This window comes from Microcoleus sp. CZ3-B2, assembly GCF_036705055.1.
In the GTDB taxonomy this organism is placed as follows: Bacteria; Cyanobacteriota; Cyanobacteriia; order Cyanobacteriales; family Microcoleaceae; genus Microcoleus.
Genome location: NZ_JAUBTN010000034.1, coordinates 43825 through 65832, shown reverse-complemented (window position 1 = coordinate 65832; position 22008 = coordinate 43825). Strand labels below are relative to the sequence as shown.

The following is a 22008-nucleotide window of genomic DNA, read 5'->3' as shown; positions in this document are numbered from 1 at the left end:
TGCCATTTTTTCAGAAGGGTATGAGAGCTATGTCCTTGATTGAGTCTATGTTTTAACGGGGTTGTCACCCCGTCAGGCCCACAACCTTAGAACAATGCTTTTTTCCCAGGAATACCAAACTTTCCCGTTTTCATTAAAGTTGATTCAATATTAGTGACAATTCGGCAAATCGTTGATTCAGATACCCCCCAATTTGTCCCTATATCCCACATTCCGCACTTCAATAGCACTACAAAATATAGTATATTGCTACCAGAGCTGACTAAGTAAAAAATACTTAGACAGTTGAGGCAAAAAAAGTGAGACAATCAAAAAAACGTCAAAAATATTATCTAGCTAAAAAAATGCCCCCTACTTCAGAAAATAAAATCAAAAATATCGCTCACTGAGGAATAGTAGCTGGACTAATTGATGAGATAGAAATAGTTAAAATAATCAACTATAAATTAGGAATAGATGTTCGGAAAAAATCTCAGCGGGAATATTAGTGAAAGCTATTTTAATTAATGGATTAGGGTTTGTATCAAGACCGTTCGTTATCTTTACTCAGTCAATTTTTTGAAGACAAAGGAATCGAAACCTTGTTAGGTGCTGGAATAAAAGCGGATTATATAAATGACGATAAAATTGGAAGAGTCATGGATAAATTATATAAATAGGGATTGAACAAGCTATTTATGGAAATCGTATTATCCGTAATAAAGAAGTTTAAAGTAGAACCAAAATATGCTCATTTAGATGCTACATCATTAATGTAAATGAAAGCATCCATTGGTTTGTATTCTCGTTAGCTGTGTTGAGCGATCGCCAACTGCCTAATCATGCAATTAGCCCGATCGCAGGCTGGTATAGTTTTTGCGTCAAGCAGGCACAAGTGATTCAGACGGAGAATTGTTTCAGGCAAGCACTTCCCGCACTTCCCGCACTTCCCGCACTTCCCGCACTTCCCGCGCTACCTGTATCTGACTATCTTCGTCTGCAACCAAAATGCTCCTACTGCGATCCTGACCGATTTTTCTCCCCCTGCCTCTTTGGTAAGTATGTGCGTTAGGAGTTGACAATAATCTTAAATACTGTTAAATATTCTCAATTAGACTTCACAAATTTTCAGAAATTTCAAGCCCTAACTCACAAATTGTCATAATTTATATTTATCATTCAATATATTGAATTGTATAAAACTTATAGATAATTTTCTAAAAATCTTGAGAATGCTGAAAAATGTTGGTATATTGGCCTATGGAATCTTGTATTTAAAGAGTTGTGGAAGCTGGCCCTGTCAGAATCCGAACATTGACAGCGCCCATGGGATCGAGGTAGCTCCCAGCCCGAGGAAATGCTGATTGATGGCATCTGCTCGCTAGCTCGAAACAAAATAAATGCAAAAGAATAGTAAGAGTGTTAAAAAAAGTGACAGTCTTCTTATAAGATTTGTAGGTTCATCATTGATAGCAAGCTCAACCCGCAGTTGGTAGCTTGTTTCCGGTGATGTCGGGGAGCCAGCCAGGATGTCACCAACCCATCCATAAAGGAGATCGATCGGGCATGAGTTTTTCAAATATTTCGGCGACGCAAAGACAACAACAAGAAGAAGCTTTCAAAAAAGTCCTGGCGATCGGTTTGTTAGCCTCAACCTTACTGCACGGCGTGGCGCTGCCCTTACTTCTGGCGTTGGTCAAACCTGCTGAATTTGCAGAGGATGCCATTGAAATTGTTGTGCTTGATGAGCCTAAAGTAGAGGAAACCAAGCCAGAGCCGGTTATTCCAGAAAAGATATCTCCCCCACCTGAGACGTTCAAACCAGAACCGCCACCAGAGCCAACTCAGCCAGAAAAGCCACCGGTAGCGGCAACGCCCCCGCCGATTCCAGAGGAGCCACCGGTAGCAGCAACGCCCCCGCCGATTCCAGAGGAGCCACCGATGGCGGCAACGCCCCCGCCAGAGATCGAGAAAGAGTTGCCTTTAGCGGAAACTTTGCCGCCCCCACCTCCTCTGGAGCCTTCCCCCCCGCCTCAACAGGATTTCAATCCCCCAGAAACTCCCAAAACCCCGATCGCCAACGAACCCAAAAACCCCTCGTCCGATCCTCCAAAAATCGATCGCCCCAGCACAACGGCGAGCCAGGAACCCCCTCAGAGCGAACCACCTGTTACCGCTTCCCGCCCCAAGGGCGCTGGAAGTTCGACAGACGTTACCAAAGATGCTGAAAATCCCAACTCCTCCGAGGGCCCTGAAAAAAATAACCCGCTTTCGTCATCTGCTTCGGGGGGTAGCGGGGAACCTTCCTCAGAGGCATTAAATCCTTCTTCCGGGCCCATCCAGCGATCGCCCGCGGCTGGCTCGCCAGTCACAGCTACTAAGCCAGGAGGCGGTGGCAATTCTGGAAATGCGATCGGAGGTGTAGGAAATCTCGCCTCCTCTGGTAGCCCGGTCGGAAGTGCATCGAACTCATCAGCCGGTGGAGGTGGAAATGGTGGCGGGGGTTCCTCAGAGCCATTTGGCAGCGGTTCCCGGCCAGTGCCAAAACCAACAAATCCAAGCAAAGGCGGGAGTCCTTCGCGCCCTTCCGGCCCGCCTCCGGGCACTTGCATTAGCTGCGGTAAACCTGAATATCCGAGCTCCGCCAGACAAGAAGGGCGGCAAGGCCGAGTGGAAGTCATGTTTGATGTTGACCCCAAGGGTAAGGCATTCAACATCGCGATCTTGACTTCTAGCAAGTACGACGACTTCGATCGCGCTGCGATTAAAACAGTAGAAAAATGGAAATTTGCCTCATCAGATAGTGGCATTCAAGGAAAAACTGCATCCATTACTTTCCAGCTCAACGAGTAGATTTCTTGTTAAATTCTAGCAATTTGGTTGGGAATTCTATAGCACCGTTCAAGCAACAGCAAAGTTAAAAATTGATTTTTTTGTAAACTATGAATTTGGGAATCTTGCCAGCAATATTAAGTAAATATCAACGACTTGGACTCGCTCTCTTACTTAGTTCCAACTTGGGAATTGCTCTGTTGTTTGTCAACCCTCACAGCGCAATGGCAGGAGTAATTACTCTACCCGATGGCGGACGTTGCGAGGGAGAATTGAGTGGGGGAAAACTTAGCGGCCCCGCTAGGTGCCAATATGCCAGCGGCGATCGCTACGAAGGGCAATTTCTCAACGGCAAACCTCACGGTAAGGGGACTTACACATTTAAAGAAGAAGGTCGATATCAAGGAGAATTTGCGGATGGGGAATTCAACGGTCAAGGTGTCCGCGAATTTGCTAACGGCAATCGCTATGAAGGGACTTTTAAAAACGGTGAGTTCGACGGAACTGGCATTTTTACTTCAGCTAACGGGCTTCGTTACGAAGGCACTTTTGCCAACGGTTCTCCCAGCGGCCGAGGGGCTTTTACGTTCAGTAATGGCACTCGTTGCGAAGGAGATATTAAGGAAGGAAAAATTCAAGGCAAAGGTGTTTGTCAATATGCTAATAAAAACCGCTACGAAGGAGAGTTGCTAAATAACCTACCTCACGGACAGGGAATTTATGCTTTTGCGGTCGGAGGGCGTTATGAGGGGCTATTTAGCGAAGGGCAATTTCACGGCAAAGGGGTTCGCGAATATCCGAACGGCGATCGCTATGAAGGAGAGTTTGTCAAGGGCAACGCTCAGGGTCAGGGATTGTTAACTTTTAAAGCAGGGGGACGCTATCAAGGGCAGTTCGAGAATGGAGAATTTAATGGTGAGGGTGTCCGCGAATTTGCTAATGGCAATAGCTATAAAGGCACTTTTGTCAAGGGTAAGATGAGCGGGAAAGGAGTTTATATTTTTGCCAATGGCGATCGCTGCGAAGGCGAATTTAGCGAGGGTCAGTTCAACGGCAAAGGTACCTGCATTTACGCCAATGGCGATCGCTACAATGGCGAATTCCTCAACGGTCAGAAACACGGTCAAGGTTCCTACATTTATGCAGATGGAACTAAGGTAGAAGGAAATTGGCAACAAGGTCAAATTCAAAAATAACCTTATAAAAAGGATTTAAATCCTCGCCGTTTTGTTCGTGCAGCTTGTTGAAAAGGGTGCAAAGTCTCAGTTTAAACCTAGCAAATTAATTTCCAGTGTTTATACAACGAAAAAAACAATGCCGGCGGATTGTCTCCTTATTAATGAGTTTTGTTGTAGTTTTGCTCCTCAATAATGGGGTTCAATCCGCACCTGAAACTGGCACTCAAATTCTTTGGGATACCTATGGAATTCCACACATTTACGGAGAGAATACTAAAAGCCTTTTCTACGCTTTCGGGTGGGCGCAGATGCAAAGTCACGGTAATCTGATTTTGCGTCTTTACGGGCAAGCTCGCGGGCAAGCTGCCGAATTTTGGGGCGAAGATTATCTGGAATCCGATCGCTGGGTGCAAACTATGGGAATTCCTAATCGCGCCAATGCGTGGTATGAATCACAAAATCCCATTTTTCGCAACTATCTCGATGCTTTTGTTGGCGGAATGAATGCCTATGCAAAAGAACACCCAGAGGCGCTCACCGAAGAATTAAAGGTAGCATTGCCCCTCAAACCGGTAGATGTATTGGCACACGAGCAGCGCGTCATCAATTTTACTTTTGTAGTCGATCCAGAGCGCCTTGAAAATCTCGCTGAAAATGATACCCCCAAAGGCTCTAATGGTTGGGCGATCGCTCCTTCCCATTCTCAAAGTGGCAATGCCATGCTATTGGCAAATCCTCACCTTCCTTGGTCGGATTTATATTTATGGTACGAAGCACAACTGGTTGCCCCAGAAATTAACGCTTACGGAGCGACTCTCGTCGGATTTCCTGTATTAACGATCGCCTTTAATGACAACTTGGGATGGACTCATACTGTCAACACTCACGATGGCTGGGATGCCTACGAATTGCCCCTCGCTAACGATGGCTATCGCTTCGATGGCGAAGTCCGAAAATTTGACAGAGAAGAGAAGGTTTTAAAAGTCAAAGAAAAGAATGGGAATTTGCGATCGGAATCTCTAGTCGTGCGGCGTTCTGTTCACGGGCCAATTTTATCAGAAAAACAAGGTAAAGCGATCGCCCTGCGCGTTGTCGGACTCGAACAGTCCGGTGCTTTAGAAGAGTGGTGGGATATGGCACGGGCCCGGAATTTCAATGAATTTGAGGCTGCTTTAAAGCGCTTAGAAATTCCCATGTTTACCGTCATGTATGCCGATCGCCAGGGGCATATCATGCACTTGTTTAACGGTCAAGTCCCCATTCGCAAAAACGGAGATTTTAAATACTGGTCAGACACAATCCCAGGCGATACGTCAGAGACTTTGTGGAGCAAAAATCATCCCTATGCGGATTTGCCGCGCGTTGTCGATCCGCCCAGCGGTTGGTTGCAAAATACCAACGATCCCCCCTGGACGACGACGTTTCCCAAGGCGATCTCACCGGATAATTATCCCGCCTATATGGCACCGCGCGGCCCGATGGATTTGCGATCGCAGCGATCGGCAAAAATGCTTTTAGAAGATCAAAAAATCTCTTTCGATGAATTGATACAATACAAACATTCCACTCAGGTAGAACTCGCCTCACGCCTCCTCGATGATTTAATTCCCGCCGCACGGCAAGGCAGTGAAAAAGCTCGCCGCGCTGCAGAAGTTCTCGCGAATTGGGATCGGAAAGTCGATGCTGACAGTCGCGGTGCGGTGCTGTTTGCCTTTTGGAAAAAAGCGATGAATGCTAATGAGTTATTCGCCAAACCTTGGAGCGAAGATGCGCCGCTAACTACGCCAGACGGGTTGGCAAATCCTGCGGAGGCGGTGCGAGTCTTGGAAGCTACAGCAACCAAAGTTGAGGCAACTTATGGCGCTTTAGATGTGGCATGGGGGGAAGTCTTCCGATTGCCTGGGGAGGCTAATTTGCCTGCAAATGGAGCTGACGGTGCTTTGGGTGTATTTCGCTCAGTATGGTTCGCTCCACGGAAAGACAATCGCTTTCAAGCGGTTGCGGGCGATTCTTTTGTCGCCGCGATTGAGTTCTCCAATCCGGTGAAAGCGATGGCGCTAAACAGTTACGGCAACGCCACTCAACCTGGTTCGCCCCACGCCGGCGATCAGTTGCAGCTATTTGCTCGCAAGGAATTGCGCCCTGTATGGCGATCGCGATCGGAAATTGAAGCTCACCTGAGTTCGCGCCAGAAACTATAGGAGAAGGAAGTTCGGCAACGGATTCTGTAACGGATGTAACGGATGTAACGGATGTTCGGCAACGGATTTTGTAACGGATGTAACGGAGGTAACGGATGTTCGGCAACGGATTTTGTAACGGATGTAACGGAGGTAACGGATGTTCGGCAACGGATTTTGTAACGGATGTAACGGAGGTAACGGATGTTAGGAAGTTCGGCAACGGATTCGCAAGGACGGATGTAACGGATGTAACGGATGTCAGGAAAAAGTTAAAAGACCTCTTTCCGTTTCCCCTTTACCCATCGCGCAACAGGCGGCAAGCATAGCCACCGACTGCAACGAGCAATAAGCCGATGGCGGAGATAGCGTATAACAAAGCCATGCCAGCACCGGCACCTGTCCCGATAATTGGGCCAAAAATAGTTGCTAAAAAACCGGACGGTTGCATGGCGGGTTCAAAAACGCGATCGGCAAGTGGGCCTGCGATCAATAAACCGATCGCTGAGGCCAATTGCACGATAACTGCTCTGGTAGCAAAAACGCGCCCCTGTACCTCTGGTGCGACTTCCGCCAGCCAAATCGCCTCGTTGGAACTGCCGAGGATGGGGAAATTGAAAGACGAACAAAATTGAGCGGGAATCCAGATAGAAAGCGCCTCACCGAAACCAAAGACTATTTTACTCAAGCCCGCGCCTGCCATGCCCAGCAGAAAGCCTCGGATTCGGCGTTTGGGGCCGCCCCAAATACTGACGAACAATGCTCCTAAAACGCCACCGGCGCCGGCGGCGGAAAGTATAGTACCGAGGATTCTGGCATTGTTGCCGGTGCGTGCCAGAATCATCGGTGAGTAGAGGGCTGCGCCGATGTCGTGAGCGAACCAGAATAGCGAAACCAACACCAGCAAGGCAAGCAGGCTGGGACGATCGACGATGTAGCGGAATCCGAAGCTGAGTTCTTGCAATAGGTGGGAGTGAGTCTGCTGGGGATTGGAGGCGATATTGCTCCGCAATGCTGGCGCGATCGCGGGCTGGGGTATTTTGACAGATACTAGGGTGGCGATCGCGATTGTAAAAGTTGCCAGGTCGATCGTAAAAATCCCGCCGGGCCCGATCGCAGAATAGAGAATCCCTGCCAACGTCGGAGCAATAATACTCGCGCCGTAATTTGCCAAAAAACTTAAACTGCTAGCGCGGCTGTAATGCTTTTCTGGCATCATTGTGGCGATGGCTGCTGAGTAAGCTAACTGCTGAATTTGGTCAAAAATTCCGTTAATCGCACTCGCTACATATAAATGCCATAGTTGCAGGTTTTGGCTGATATAAAGTAATAGGATAGCGAGCGTTAACAAAGCTGAAACCGCATCGCCGATCGCCATCAAAAATTTTCGATTCCAGCGATCGACGAGAATGCCAGCAACCGGAGCAAGCAAGATGCGCGGCAATTGAGTAAAAAACATCAACAAAGCCAAAGCCGTCGCTTGATGGGTAGACTCCCAAATCCAAATAGTCAGCGCAAACCCGGACATAGCGCTGCCAATCATCGAAGCAGTTTGTCCAAGCCAAAGTAGAATAAATTTTTGCATTAAATAGACAATTGATAGGATTTAAAATTCTGAGGATAGGGTTTTTTAGACAGGAGAATGATATCAAATCCTCTCTTCATCGGAATAGTAAATTCGAGTTCGCTGTTGACTGTTAACAGTGAACAGTCAACAGTCAACATCATTCCGGTGTTACCGGAAATGATATGACACCCGCATCAAACCGCACGCCACTCTCATTAAAACCAAGGCCATTGTTGACTAAGTGGAGATAATTCTTCATATTGCTGCCTCGCCTCCTTGCGGTAAAATTTCGCCAAATGCCGCTGCCGCCACATCATTACGCCCGTCACAAACAGTACAATGGGTGCTAATCCTGCGATCGCGTGTACCAGCCGCAAGTAAATTCCGCCATAGCTGCCAATATGTAGCGGATAAAGCGAGTTGAGAATTCGATTTGCGACAGAAGCCGAATTTACACTGTCAGCCTGCAATATTTCGCCACTGTATTGGTCGATAGAAATCGTGCTAATCCCGTTTGGGTGCGGGTCATTAGGAAATTTCTTCCTGACTTTAAAAGTTGCTTCAGGTGTCAAAGGCAAAGAAATAAAAGTGGTTTTAGCTTCCGGCCAAACAATACTAACTTGCTGTAATATTTCATCAAGGCTTTGCCTCGAACTGCTAGAATTGGGATGAGAAGTCAATGCTGGCTGGGGCTTTTCATTGGTTAGCCAATACAGAGTAGATTCAACCGGCACGTAAAAAATTATCGCTGTCCCTGTAGCAGAAATGAGGATTAGAAAAGCGACCGATACAATCCCAGAAACGTTATGTAAATCAAAGACAGTCCGCTGCCAATGAGCTTTCCAATTAATCGAAAATCCGCGACCCAAATTACGCCAACCAGTCCACAATACCAAGCCCGTAAAAATTATTCCTAGCATTACCAAACCGCAAATACCCACAACAAAATGACCGAATTCTCCTCCAGCTAATTCCGCGTGTAACGTAAAAACAAAACCTGTAAAAGTTTCTTTTTCAAAGTGCGTACCCGTAATTTCTCCGCTGTAAGGATTGACATAAACGTTAACTACTTCCTCACTCTTTGAAAGCATCGAAACTTGGCAAACTTCCTTCGCCGATCGCGGTAGCAAGATACTAAGAGCCTGATTTTGCGGATAAGCTTTTTCGACAAGTTGCAGGACATTTTCCAGCGGTATCCGTTCGGCTTGAGGAATTACTTGCAGGAGTTGGGGATTGAAGAACCGCTCGATTTCGGGACTGAAAACCAGCAAGCTACCCGTTAAAGCAATTACTGCTAAAAATATTCCTACCACCAACCCCAAATACAAGTGCAGTTTAAATGCGAGTTTGCGGAACTTCATCTGGAAATTTTTCTCAAAGCCGTTAACTGTTCTCATTAAGGTAAAACCGATAGTCCGACAGGGAATGAATTCCCTGTCTCAAAGCTAAAGTCCTCGCTATTAGGACTGAGAAAAACACTTTGGGAGCATCTCATATTTGTAAAAAGACTTCTTTTGACTCCTTCTTTCTTCCTCTTTCCTCCTGTCTCCTGTCTCCTGCCTCCTACCTCCAATTTCTAGCTTGGCTGCAAAAGTGAGATGCTCCCAACACTTTTCAACTCATTAGTCCTATGTAATACCAATTTAATGTGAAGTTGCACATATCTCGATCCCCCTCGCATCCCCCGAAAGCAAGGGGGACTTTGATCGGAATCTTGTCCCCCCCTTACTAAGGGGGGCTAGGGGGGATCGGATTCTATGCAGCCTCATAAAAAATTGGTATAAGAGGACTTTAGCTATTAGACAGGGAGTTTCAACCCCTGGCGGACTAGCGGGTGCGAGGACTGGCAGACTAACAGCTTAAATTGACACGCCTTGGGTTCTTGGAGTGTCCCTACGGGGGATACTAAACTACCTCATAAACCTGCAATCTGCTGTAATTACCAGTTAAGGCGGTAATTAACACTGAGAGTTAAACCTCTCGCTGCATAATTAGAGCTGTCTGAGCCAAATCCAGCTAAGTATTGCGACAGCACAGGAAAATATTGATTGTTCAATAAATTCTCAACTTTGACTTGTAGTTCGCCCAATCCAATTTTCACCGAGCTGATGTAATCCAACGTGAGATAGCTGCTAATCGGGCCGCCATCCGAGCCGTCTTTGAATGCTAGATCGCGATTTCCAGAATATAATAACTGTAACCGATTGTTCCATCCCGGCAAAGTTTCATTTTGCAGATAAGCTGTTAGCTTGAGCGGTGGAATTCGGCTGCTATCGAGGGCGAGAGAACGGCCATTGTCGTCCTCATATTCACCTTGAATATAAGTAGCAGTACCGCCGAGCGACCATGCTGGTGCAGGTTGCCAATCCACAGTTCCTTCTAAGCCGTAAATACGTTCTGGGGCGCGGATTAGTTCCAGGCGGCCTGTGTTGCCAACTGGTTGAAAATTCACTCCTAAATCGGAGGTATTGTAAAAAGCAGCCAGCGACATTTGCACCGATTGCCATCCTCCTCGAATGCCAATTTCGTAGTTGTTGACTTTTTGCGGTTGAGTTACTTCTAACGAAGATTCAATTCCGACAAAATCGTCGGGGGGTTGGCGGAGGATGCGACCGAAATCGGGAACTGAGAAACCTTGAGAAAAGTTGCCAAATACGTTGAAGTTGTTATTTAGTTTATAGACAGCTCCTGTATTAAATAAAGTGGCGTTAAATTTGCGATCGCCTCCTTGGATCTGGCGATCGTTAAAAGTCGTATAATCATTGACTTCTAACCCGATGCGTTCGTGACGTATCCCGCCACTTAGAATGACGATATCGTCAATATTCCATTCCACTTGACCGAAAAGGCCAAGGCTGTTGTAAGTGTAAGGAGGAACGAAAGGACGCTCGGAGATTTTCCGGTAAACCCGGCCGCCACTTGTGTCAAATCTCTCCGGGTCGTACAGGTCGAAACGCTGTCTGCTATCTTCAGTAACATAGTCAGAACCCCAAGTTAATCGCAGATTTTCGGCACGGGATAAAGGAGTGACGATCGCCAATCTACCTCCTATCTGTTCGTTCTCGCCTCGCGATCGAGTAACGCCGAGAAATGGCCCAAAGAAATCGGACGTGCGGTAATCAGAGGGAACACCTACATTGGAATTAGTTCGATAGTAGATTTGACTTTGAAGGCTGCTGCCAAAAAGGTTTTGGTTGGTGTAACTTAGGTTGAGCTGTGTACTTTTATTTCCCGGTGTTTCCCCGTCGATATCCAAATTTCCGGTGCGGATGGCCCGGGCTTTTTGTCGTCCTTCCCGATCGTCAACGCTAAAATCTTGGATCACATTGGGATCTTGGGTTTCCCGATAGTGATTGACAGTTAGTTGCAGCCGCTGTTGGGTGTCCAAATCTACCCCGACTTTGCCCATCACGTTGAAGAGGGTGCTGCTATCTCCGCCGAGTTCAAAAAAGGGAATACGATCGCCTTTGGCATCGTAAAAAGCTCCACTTCTGGCGATCGAGACAGTGCCGGTGAAATCGAAATTGCCACTTCGGCCAGAAATCGTCTGCTGAGCGTTAAAGCTTAGAGCATCTTCTGTATTTGTTAAAGCGCTACCGACGCCAACTTCAGTAACAGCAGTTAGCCTTTCCTCAGTTGGCCGGCGAGTAATAATATTAATCACGCCACCCGTAGCCTGAGAACCGTAGATTGCGGTAGACCCCCGCACTACCTCAATGCGTTCGATCGCACTGGGATCTATGTTTCTAAATTCTCTGCCAAAAGATTGAAGATTGGTCGTTTGCGGCACGCCGTCAATCAGAACGGAAACGTCGCGCCCCCGCAAAGTTTGTCCATAAGTGCTACTTTGTTGAGTCGGAGGCGCGAAACCAGGAACCTGATTTGCCAGAGCTTCCCCGATATTTCTCGATTGCCCTACCTGCTGCTGAAGTTCTTCTGAGTCTACAACTGTTATAGAGCGCGGCACGTTTGTCACTCTTTCTGCGGTTCGCGTTGCAGTAACGACGATTTCAATCGAGTCTCTCCCCACCTGTGGCGTTATAGCGGGTGGCTGTGTTGGTGTTCCTAGTGGCTGTGCTGTCGGCGGTAAGGGTTCTGTTGGTGTTCCTGGTGGCTGTGCTGTCGGCGGTAAGGGTTCTGTGGGCGTTGCTGGCGGCTGCGCTGTCGGCGGTAAGGGTTCTGTGGGCGTTGCTGATGGCTGCGCTGTCGGCGGTAAAGGTTCTGCGGGTATCTCTACCGGCTGCCCTGTCGGTGGTAAGGGTGCTGCGGGTGTCCCCGGCCGCTGTGTTGTAGGAGCCGGTGCAGGCGGGCGAGCAGTCATCTCCGAGCTGGGTTTTAAGCCCAGAATCAGACCCGCAGTGTTAGGAATCACCCGTGCTACTGGTTGACCCCTCTCGCCAATCACTTTGATGCGGATGGTGTTGTTATCTAAAGGAGTAACGGTGACAGAAGCAATTCCCGCAGCCGGTTTGTCTTGACGAAACTCATTTCCCCCCGGTAGTCGCAGTTGAGCGGTGATGACATCAGCTTGTAAAGTTTTGCCAAAGCTGGTGCTGAAGACTTGCAGGGGTCTTCCATCTTCAGTGTCTAGGATGATTTCGATGCCTTCTGACGTGGGGTTGAGGCGAACGCCCGTCACCTGCGCGATGGTGGAAGCGCACGCCGACTGAGCGATTAACGCTGGCACGACTCCTGCCAGCCCGAGGCTGCTTAATAATTTCTGCGATCTGTTCATTACTCTTGAATCAACAATTAATGGAACTTCGGATATGTGGTTGGCGTTGCTTGCACAACCTGATTTGTGGCAGCGTGGCTGCTTTTCTCTGGCTATTGAAACTGACTTGCCGAAGATCCTGCCCAGTTTTCGGGCGCATTTCGAGCCGATTCTCCCGTCCCTAGGGGATTTGTCTGGGAATGCAGGAGGTGCGTGAGGACAAAAGCCTCAGTCCGGTGGCGCCTTTGGGCGAGTTGGCACAGTGGGCGCGTTCCTCGGTTAAAGGCAGTAGTCGCTGGACACTTAATGAGAAAGTGCCTTAATTAGATAACAGAGTCCTTGCATCTGTCAAGAGCTAACTAATGCAAATTAATTGCATTTTAGATTGGTATGCGACCCTTCTATCTAGTTGGGGACTACTTGCCTATTATGGTTAATGGTAAGATCTTGACAAACGAGCGCCTAAAATGCTATGGCAAGAGTTAGAAAAAATTCTCATATAGGAAATGACAGGAGTCAATAAAATACCTCAAGCACTCTTGACAATTGATATCATCTAGTCTACTATCCTTAAAGTCGATAGTCGTAAAGTCCCTGAAGCTGATGTCGAAGCTGGCTCGGACTGAAAATTGCCCCAGAGCCATTGCCGAACAGGGCGATCGACCACAAAACGTGAAAACAAGCGTTAATCACCCGAATTGAAGACTAAAACGCGCTGATGGGAGACTGGTAACGCCTGACAACTGTTCACAGAAAGTATATGTGGCAAGAATTTGGCGGAACTGGTTGGCGTACTGCAAACAAGATTTATTAGGTGAAAAGAATCGATGAGTGACGCAAGCATTAAGGGAAACCAACTCACCGAAAGTTGTACTAATTTGGTGGAACTCCTACAAAACAGAGCGCTACACCAACCAGAGCAGAAATATACATTTCTGTTAGACGGAAAAACTGAAACCGCCAGTTTGACTTATCGACAGTTAGATGCGATCGCCCGATCGCACGCCGTGCGACTTCAGAAATTGGGGCTGACTGGCGAACGAGCCTTACTGCTTTTCCCGCCAGGATTGGACTATCTCGCCGCCTTTTTCGGATGTTTGTACGCCAAAGTTATCGCCGTTCCCCTCTATCCGCCGAAGCGGAAACGGAATTTAGGGAAAATTAGCGCCATCGCCAAAGACGCAGGAGCAACAGTTGCGATCGCTCCCACACGACACCTAGAAAATTTAGAGCAACTGTGCGAGCAAGCCCCGGAACTCAAAGCGATGCACTGGCTGAGTGCAGAGGCGCTTTCCGATGACGGCGAAAAGTGGCAGCAGCCAGCCATCCATCCCGACGAAGTGGCTTATCTTCAGTACACTTCCGGCTCAACCTCCACCCCCAAAGGCGTCATGGTGAGCCACGCCAACGTTTTGTACAACATCGAATACATTCACCGAGGCTTTCACCACGATGCCGAAAGCGTTGCGGTAACGTGGCTTCCCCCCTTTCACGACATGGGGTTAATTGACGGATTGCTCAAACCTTTGTATCTGGGAATTCCCTCTTACTTCATGCCGCCAGCCGCGTTTATTCAGAACCCGATGTGCTGGTTGGAAGCGATTTCACACTACAAAGCTACCCACAGCGGCGGGCCAAATTTTGCTTACGATTTGTGTGCTAGCAAAATCTTGGGCGATGGCCAAAAAATGCTCGACTTGAGTAGTTGGCGCGTGGCCTATAACGGCGCAGAACCGATTCACAAAGAAACCCTAGAACGATTTACCAAAGCTTTTGAACCCTGCGGTTTTCAGGCGGATGCCTTTTGTCCTGCTTACGGAATGGCAGAAACCACGCTAAAAATTGCCACGGTTCGCAGCGGGACAACACCGACTTTCTTAGCTGTTGATGCTGGGGCGCTGGAAAATAATCATATTGTAGAAGCATCAACAGGCGAAGGGGGCGCGAGAACTTTAGTCGGCTGCGGTTTCCCTGAATTTGGGACTAAAGTTGCGATCGTCAATCCCGAAACTCTGACGCCATGCCAGCCGCAGGAAGTCGGAGAAATTTGGGTAGCCGGCCTCACAGTTGCGCGAGGCTATTGGAATCGCCCAGAAGAGACAGAAAAAACCTTTCAAGCATATCTTTCAGATACCAGCGAAGGGCCATTTTTGCGAACCGGAGATTTAGGCTTTTTACGCGACGGAGAACTGTTTATTACAGGGCGACTCAAAGATTTGATTATCATCCGAGGTCGCAATCTTTATCCCCAAGATCTAGAAAGAACAGCAGAACGGAGCCATCCCAGTTTGCGGCTAGGGGCGATCGCGGCATTTTCCGTAAAAATTGCAGGCATTGAACAACTCCTTATTGTCCAAGAAATAGAATCTCGCAAAACACCGACCAATAGCGAGGAAATTATCAGCGCCATCCGATCCCGCATTGCGATCGAATATGAAATACAAGCCTATGGAGTAGTGCTGATTAAGCCCGGAAGCATTCCCAAAACGACCAGCGGTAAAATTCAACGTCGCGCCGCCTGTGCTGACTTTCTAGCTAACAAATTGGAAGTTGTCGCCAGTAGCATTTTAGAGATATCTAATTTTGTTGAAATAGAGAATCGCCTGACGCGAGAAAATCTGCTGACAGCCGAGTTAGAACAACGGCAGGCACAGTTAGAAACCTATTTGCGACAGCAGGTAGCGAGGGTGCTGAAAGTCAGCGTTTCCCAAATCCCATCGGCACAGGATTTTAGTAACTTGGGTTTCGATTCATTGGCGGTATTTGAATTAAAAAATCAGCTCGAAACGGATCTCAAAATTGCTTTATCAATAGAAGACTTATTCGAGAAATTAAGCCTTGCTCAACTAACAGCCAAAATTTTAGAAAAATTGGCAGAAGCGCCGACACTTGAGTCTATTCAGGCAGTTTCTCGCCTACAAAACATCCCCCTTTCTTTTGCCCAAGAGCGCTTATGGTTCTTTGACCAATTGGAACCAGGAAACCCCTTCTATAACCTCTGCGGTGCAGTTCGGATTACAGGACAACTCAATGCAGAAACGCTCAGACAAAGTATTGAGAAAATTATCGAGCGACACGAGATTTTAAGAACTGCGTTTGCTGGTGGAGAAAAAGCCCAAGTACAAATTATTTCTGATGCAAAAAGTTTCCCATTACCGCTGATAGATTTGAGCTATTGCTCCCCGGAGAAACGCGAAAAAGCAGCGCAAGAACTGTCGTTGCAAGAAGCACAATCGCCCTTTGATTTGACTCAGCCAAATCTGCTCCGCGCCAAGCTTCTGCACCTATCTGAAATAGAACATACCCTGCTCTTGTCCGCCCATCATATCATTTTTGACGGGTGGTCTTTGGGCGTATTTTTACGGGAAATAGCTGCATTTTATGAAGGATTATCTAATAAGAATTTAGTCGCGATTCCACCGCTGCCAATTCAGTATGCAGACTTTGCAACTTGGCAGCGCCAACAAATGCAGGGAGAAATATTAGAAACTCAACTTACTTACTGGAAACAGCAGTTAAGTGGCAGCGCAGCGGTTCTAAATTTACCAACAGACTTTTCTCGTCCCGCTGTTCAAAGCTACAAGGGAGGTCGGCAATTATTTGAATTGCCAGAGCACTTAACCGAGGCAATTAGACAATTGAGTCGCCGCGAAAAAACTACTTTCTTTATGACATTGCTGGCAGCATTCAAAACACTGCTTTACCGCTACACGGGGCAAGAAGATATCCTCGTCGGTTCACCAATTGCCAACCGCAACAGCAGCGAAACCGAATCATTAATTGGATTTTTTGTCAATACTTTAGTCCTGCGGACTGACTTAAATGGAAATCCCACTTTTCGAGAGTTGCTGAGTCGAGTGCGAGAGGTTGCATTAGGCGCTTACGCGCATCAAGATGTACCGTTTGAGAAGTTGGTAGAAGAATTGCAGCCGAATCGAGATTTAAGTCACTCGCCTTTATTTCAGGTGATGTTTGCCTTTCAAAATGCCTCTGAATTCGCCTTAGAATTGCCGGGTTTAAGCCTGAACTGCCAACAGATTCACAGCGGCACAGCCAATTTCGATTTAACGCTGGAATTAGAAGCGACAGCAACAGGTATTAGAGGGTGGTTTGAATACAGCATAGACTTATTTTCACCGACCACTATTGCGCGAATGGCAGGACACTTTCAGAACTTATTAGAAAGTATCGTTGCCAATTCTTCCGCACGACTGTCAGATTTGCCCATGCTTGCAGAAGCAGAACGCCAGCAACTACTCTTTGAGTGGAATAATACTGGGATAAATTACTCCCAAAATGGGTGCGTTCACCGTTTGTTTGAAGCGCAGGCTGCGAAAACCCCTGATGCTGTTGCGGTGCAATTTGAATGTCAAAGTTTGACTTACCAAGAATTAAATAATCGCGCGAATCAACTCGCACATTACCTGCACTCTTTCGGCGTAAAACCCGATGCCATAGTCGGCGTTTATCTGGAGCGATCGCTCGATGCGATCGTCGGAATCTTAGGCGTATTAAAAGCAGGTGGCGCTTATTTACCTCTCGATCCGAATTATTCCAAAGAACGTCTTAATTTCATGTTAGAAGACGCTGGAGTTCAGGTACTGCTAACGCAAACACAATTAGCAGCAAACTTACCTGCGCAGAAGATTACTGTGATTTGCTTGGATGCAGAATGGGAGAAAATTTCTCCACAACATCAGTCAAATCCTGATAGCGTCGTTGGGCCAGAAAACCTCGCTTATATTATCTATACATCCGGGTCTACTGGCAAGCCAAAAGGGGTTATGGTGCAGCATCACTCTTTGGCGAATTATACGCAGGCTGCAAGTGTCGAATATGGCATTGAAGCGAACGATCGCATTCTTCAATTTGCTTCCCTCAGCTTCGATGTCAGTGCTGAAGAAATTTATCCCTGTTTAACGCGAGGCGCAACTCTGGTACTGCGCGAAAATTCCATGTCAGACAGTATTTCTTCCTTCCTACAAAAGTGCCGGGAGTGGGAAATCACCGTCCTGAATTTGCCGACAGCTTACTGGCACGAATTCACAGCCATGCTCAGTACCAAAACCCAAGAATTTCCCCCGTCAGTGCGCTTGACAATTATTGGTGGAGAAGCAGCGCTTCCAGCGTCGCTAGATCGGTGGCAAAAGTGCGTATCAGAAAAAGTGCGGCTTGTTAATGCTTATGGCCCCACAGAAACAACGATTTCCGCGACGTGGTGCCAGTTATCGGCAAATATTTCTACTGCAAAATCTCTGCCGATTGGTCGTCCAATTCCAAATGCCCGCACCTATGTACTCGATGCTAATTTGCAACCTGTTCCGATCGGAGTTCCCGGCGAACTTTATATCGGGGGTGCAGGGGTTGCGAGAGGATATATTAACCGTTCAGAGTTGAATCGAGAAAAATTTATTCCCGATCTTTTTAGCAAAGTGCAAGGCGATCGCCTTTACAAAACAGGCGATTTAGTCCGCTATCTCCCCGATGGCAACTTAGAATTTCTCGATCGCACCGATCGCCAAGTAAAAATTCGCGGTTTCCGCATAGAGTTGGGAGAAATCGAATCTGCACTCAGCCAACATCCAGACGTGCAAGAAGCCGTCATTTTGGCGCGTGACGAAGATTCAGCCGGAAAGCGCTTAATCGCCTACCTCGTTTTAAATTCAGCACTCAGCATTGGCAACTCTGCACTGATTAAAAATCTGCGCTCTTTTCTCCAGAAAAAACTGCCAGATTATATGGTTCCTGCCAGTTTCATGTTTTTAGAAGCGATGCCACTGACGCCAAACGGCAAGGTGGATTTTAAGGCACTTCCCGCACCGGAAACTAACAGTTCAGATGCGGATTTTATCGCTCCTCAGACTTTAGAAGAACAAGTATTAGCGGAGATTTGGGCGGAGGTTCTGGGTTTAAAACAGGTGGGAATCAATGACAATTTCTTTGAGTTGGGAGGTCACTCTTTGTTAGCAACTCAACTGATTGCCAAGGTGCGCGATCGCTTTCAAGTCGAGCTATCGCTGCGCTGCTTGTTTCAATCCCCCACTGTCGCCAGTTTGGCAGTTGCGATCGCGGAAACTAAAAGCGAGCCATATCAAGAACCTATTAAATTACTGCCGACAATCGCCCCCGATGCTCAAAATCGCTACCAACCCTTTCCGCTCAACGAAATGCAGCAGGCGTACTGGATCGGGAGAAATAGCTTCTTTGAAATGGGCAATGTTGCGATTCACGGTTATGTAGAAATTGAGAGCGACGAGTTAGATTTAGAGCGGTTTAGCCTCGCATGGCAGCGAGTTGTAGAGCGTCACGATATGCTGCGGGCGATCGTACTTCCGAACGGACAGCAGCAAATTCTGGAAAACGTGCCCGCTTATAAAATTGAGGTTTTGGATTTGCGATCGCTCGATCCAAAAGTTGCCGGCGAACAACTCGAAGCAATTCGCGATCGCCTTTCTCACCAAGTGCTGCCGCTCGATCGCTGGCCGCTGTTTGAGATTTGCGCTTCGCAAATAAGCGATCGCCGCATCCGCCTCCACATCAGCATTGACGCCTTGTGCATAGACGGCTGGAGTTTTCAAATTTTGTTTGGCGATTTGGTAAAACTTTACCGCAATCCCAATACTGCGATTCCCTACGGGATAGCTCCGCTTCACGCGCCCTTGCAACTGTCTTTCCGCGACTGCGTGTTAGCTGCGATCGCCTTAGAAAACTCCCCATTTTACCAGCAATCCTTAGATTACTGGCGCAATCGCCTCAAAACCCTGCCACCAGCGCCGGAATTGCCCCTCGCCAAACACCCGAATTCCTTAACGCAGCCGCGATTTAAACGTTGGAGCGATCGCTTAGATTTCTCAACTTGGCAGCGACTCAAAACGCGCATAGCTCGCGCCAGCCTCACTCCTACGGGTTTATTGCTCGCCGCCTATGCAGAGGTGCTTTCCCTGTGGAGCAAAACACCTCGGTTTACCCTCAACGTGCCGCGCTTTAATCGCCTTCCCCTCCATCCTCAAGTTGAGGAAATTATCGGAGAATTTGCGTCATTTACTCTGCTAGAAATAGATAACTCCAAGCGAGAAAGTTTTGAAGTACGAGCCAAGCGATTGCAAGAACAACTTTGGCAAGATTTAGAACACCAATATGTCAGCGGCGTGCGCGTTTTGCGAGAACTCGCCCAAGCGCAAGGTACAACGGCAGCGTTGATGCCAGTTGTATTTACGATCGATCCGCAAAACGCGCCAGGGGAAGATACTTCTATCTTTTCACTCATTCAAGAATTGGGAGAATTGGTGCACATTATCGGTCAAACTCCGCAAGTTTGGATCGACGCGCAATTTACCGAAACCGCCCAGGGGCTTTCTTTTAGCTGGGATGCAGTGGAAGAACTCTTCCCGCCAGGGATGATTGACGATATGTTTGACGCCTATTGCCGCCTGTTGCAACGCCTCGCCAATGAAGAGGAAACTTGGCAGAAAACGGTGCAGTTTCAGCAAGCCTTTACTAACAGCATTGAGGCACCCATTCCTGATGTATTGCTGCACGAATTGTTTGCTGAGAAAGTCGCGTCGCGATCGCACGAACCCGCCATCATTACTTCAACGCGCACTCTGAGTTATCAAGAATTGTATCTGCGATCGAATCAAGTCGCTCACCGATTGCGGAAGCTGGGAGCTCGCCCTAACCAGTTGGTTGCCGTCGTCATGGAAAAAGGATGGGAGCAAATCGTCGCTGTGCTGGGCATTCTCGCATCCGGGGCAGCTTATTTGCCCGTAGATGCGGCGCTGCCAAAAGAGCGGCTGTGGTATTTGCTGGAAAATGGCGAAGTTGAGATTGTTTTGACGCAATCTCAGTTAAATCAGCGATTGGAATGGCCGGAAAATGTGCGGCGAATTTGTCTCGATACTGAGGAATTGGTGGCCGAAAGCAACGAAGCTTTGGAATCAGTTCAGCAACCGGAAGATTTAGCTTATGTGATTTATACTTCTGGCTCAACTGGTTTGCCGAAAGGCGTGGCGATCGCGCACCGAGGTGCAGTCAATGCGATCGCTCAGACCAACCAAGTGTTTAATGTGGCCGAGTGCGATCGCGCGATCGCAGTCACCGCACTGCACCACGATATGTCCGTTTACGATATTTTCGGCATCCTAGCAGCCGGGGGAGCGATCGTCATTCCCGATGCCGCACAACGGCTAGACCCCGCTCACTGGGCGCAATTGATGGTAAAAGAGCGCGTCACCATTTGGAACTCGGTTCCCCCGATGATGGAAATGCTGCTCGATTACGCTGCAGGACGTTCTGAAGTGTTGCCGGAGTGTTTGCGCTGGGCGTTTCTCGGTGGAGATTGGATACCGATAACGCTGCCTGAGAGGTTAAGGGCGATCGTCCGTGAATGTCGCGTTGTCAGTGTCGGCGGCCCAACTGAAACCACTCTCTGGAACATCTGGTATCCGGTTGAAACGGTTGACCCCTCTTGGAAGAGCATTCCCTACGGATCGCCGATCGCCAATACACGCTATTACATTTTGAATGAAAGGCTCGAAGACTGTCCCGTCTGGGTTGCCGGCGAGATGTGCTGTGCGGGAGTTGGACTGACAAAAGGATACTGGCGGAATGAAGAAAAAACTCGCGCCAGTTGCCTCACGCACCCCGTCACGGGCGATCGCTTGTACCGAACGGGAGATTTAGGGCGCTTCCTCCCTGACGGCAATATCGAATTTTTAGGGCGAGAAGATTTCCGCCTTAAAATTCGAGGATTCCGCATCGAAGCCGGAGAAATTGAAGCTGCTTTGAACGAGCACCCAGCAGTCAAAGCATCCATTGTCACCGCATTCGGAGAAAATCACAGTCAAAAGCGCTTAGTAGGGTATATTGTTCCCCAACAAAATGCTGTCCTTGCGACTGAAGAATTGCGCCAATTCCTGAGAGAAAAACTGCCCGATTATATGGTGCCGTCTGCATTGATAATTCTGGAGGCGCTGCCACTTTCGGCGAACGGCAAAGTTAACCGTAAGGCTCTGCCCGAACCGGATGCCGCAATTCCAGAAGCAAAGATTTTTGTCGCACCGCGCACCCCTGTTGAGGCAATGTTAGCGAGAATTTGCTGTGAGGTTCTCGGTATCGAACAGTTAAGCATTGCCGAGAACTTTTTTGAACTAGGAGGAAATTCGCTGCTGGCAATTCAATTAGCAGCACAGGTACGAGAATATTGTCAGATAGAGTTGCCTTTGTGCGATATTTTTGCAGGGCGATCGATCGCCGTACTTGCCGAAAAGATTTCTGAAGCAAAAAACAAAAATGCGGCCGTTGAAGAACCCGCGATCGTTCCCGTTTCGCGATCGGCGTACCGCAGGTCACTGTCCTCTTTGCGCTAACCACAAATCAGTGATGAGTCATGAGTTAGCAGCCAATAATATCAAATCCGGTAGCATCGGAATTAATATTACCCACAGCCAGGACACGGCAGTGCCGTGTCCCTACAATTAATCGCGGTAGGGAAACGGCACTGCCGTGTCCTCTATATTATTCCGGTGCTCATAACCAATCCCCAAATATCTGCTGCAA

The 22008-nt window shown here is 47.9% G+C and carries 10 protein-coding genes and 2 pseudogenes; 6 read left to right on the top strand and 6 right to left on the bottom strand.

Going from position 1 to position 22008, the window contains the following annotated elements; translation table 11 throughout:
• Positions 1-92: 92 nt before the first annotated feature.
• Positions 93-203 (bottom strand): annotated as a pseudogene (locus tag QUA97_RS16610) (IS5/IS1182 family transposase); the annotation flags it as partial.
• Positions 204-392: 189 nt separating this feature from the next.
• Between QUA97_RS16610 and QUA97_RS16605 the strand changes: the two are divergent.
• Positions 393-749, top strand: a pseudogene (locus QUA97_RS16605) (DUF4277 domain-containing protein); the annotation flags it as partial.
• 147 nt (positions 750-896) lie between these two features.
• Here QUA97_RS16605 and QUA97_RS16600 read toward each other — a convergent pair.
• Positions 897-1061, bottom strand: a complete 165-nt coding sequence (locus QUA97_RS16600) for a hypothetical protein (protein ID WP_333195246.1) — start codon at positions 1059-1061, stop codon at positions 897-899.
• A gap of 484 nt (positions 1062-1545) precedes the next feature.
• Between QUA97_RS16600 and QUA97_RS16595 the strand changes: the two genes are divergently transcribed.
• From QUA97_RS16595 to QUA97_RS16580, 4 genes are all read left to right on the top strand, one after another.
• Positions 1546-2832 carry a TonB family protein gene (locus QUA97_RS16595; protein WP_333195245.1) on the top strand — a complete coding sequence of 429 codons (1287 nt, stop codon included), beginning with the start codon at positions 1546-1548 and terminating at the stop codon, positions 2830-2832.
• Between the two features lie 89 nt (positions 2833-2921).
• Positions 2922-4007: a hypothetical protein gene (locus QUA97_RS16590; RefSeq protein WP_333195244.1), complete on the top strand. Its 1086-nt coding sequence runs from the start codon at positions 2922-2924 to the stop codon at positions 4005-4007.
• A gap of 143 nt (positions 4008-4150) precedes the next feature.
• Entirely contained in the window at positions 4151-6190 is a 2040-nt protein-coding gene (locus QUA97_RS16585; RefSeq protein ID WP_333195243.1) for an acylase, read from the top strand.
• Between the two features lie 95 nt (positions 6191-6285).
• Positions 6286-6498 (top strand): hypothetical protein, encoded by a 213-nt coding sequence (locus QUA97_RS16580; RefSeq protein WP_194066906.1) that lies wholly within the window; start codon positions 6286-6288, stop codon positions 6496-6498.
• Here QUA97_RS16580 and QUA97_RS16575 read toward each other — a convergent pair.
• The 4 genes from QUA97_RS16575 to QUA97_RS16560 all read right to left on the bottom strand — a co-directional run bounded on the left by QUA97_RS16575 (position 6468) and on the right by QUA97_RS16560 (position 13143).
• Positions 6468-7754 (bottom strand): MFS transporter, encoded by a 1287-nt coding sequence (locus QUA97_RS16575; protein WP_194066905.1) that lies wholly within the window; start codon positions 7752-7754, stop codon positions 6468-6470. The two genes, QUA97_RS16580 and QUA97_RS16575, sit on opposite strands and share 31 nt — an antisense overlap.
• A gap of 197 nt (positions 7755-7951) precedes the next feature.
• Positions 7952-9133 carry a PepSY-associated TM helix domain-containing protein gene (locus QUA97_RS16570; RefSeq protein WP_194066904.1) on the bottom strand — a complete coding sequence of 394 codons (1182 nt, stop codon included), beginning with the start codon at positions 9131-9133 and terminating at the stop codon, positions 7952-7954.
• Between the two features lie 542 nt (positions 9134-9675).
• Positions 9676-12471: a TonB-dependent receptor domain-containing protein gene (locus QUA97_RS16565; protein WP_333195242.1), complete on the bottom strand. Its 2796-nt coding sequence runs from the start codon at positions 12469-12471 to the stop codon at positions 9676-9678.
• A gap of 549 nt (positions 12472-13020) precedes the next feature.
• On the bottom strand, positions 13021-13143 hold the full coding sequence (locus QUA97_RS16560) for a hypothetical protein (RefSeq protein WP_255515826.1): 123 nt from the start codon (positions 13141-13143) through the stop codon (positions 13021-13023).
• A gap of 134 nt (positions 13144-13277) precedes the next feature.
• On the opposite strand from QUA97_RS16560, the gene QUA97_RS16555 reads away from it, so the two are divergent.
• Positions 13278-21818, top strand: a complete 8541-nt coding sequence (locus tag QUA97_RS16555) for an amino acid adenylation domain-containing protein (protein ID WP_333195241.1) — start codon at positions 13278-13280, stop codon at positions 21816-21818.
• Positions 21819-22008: the final 190 nt, after the last annotated feature.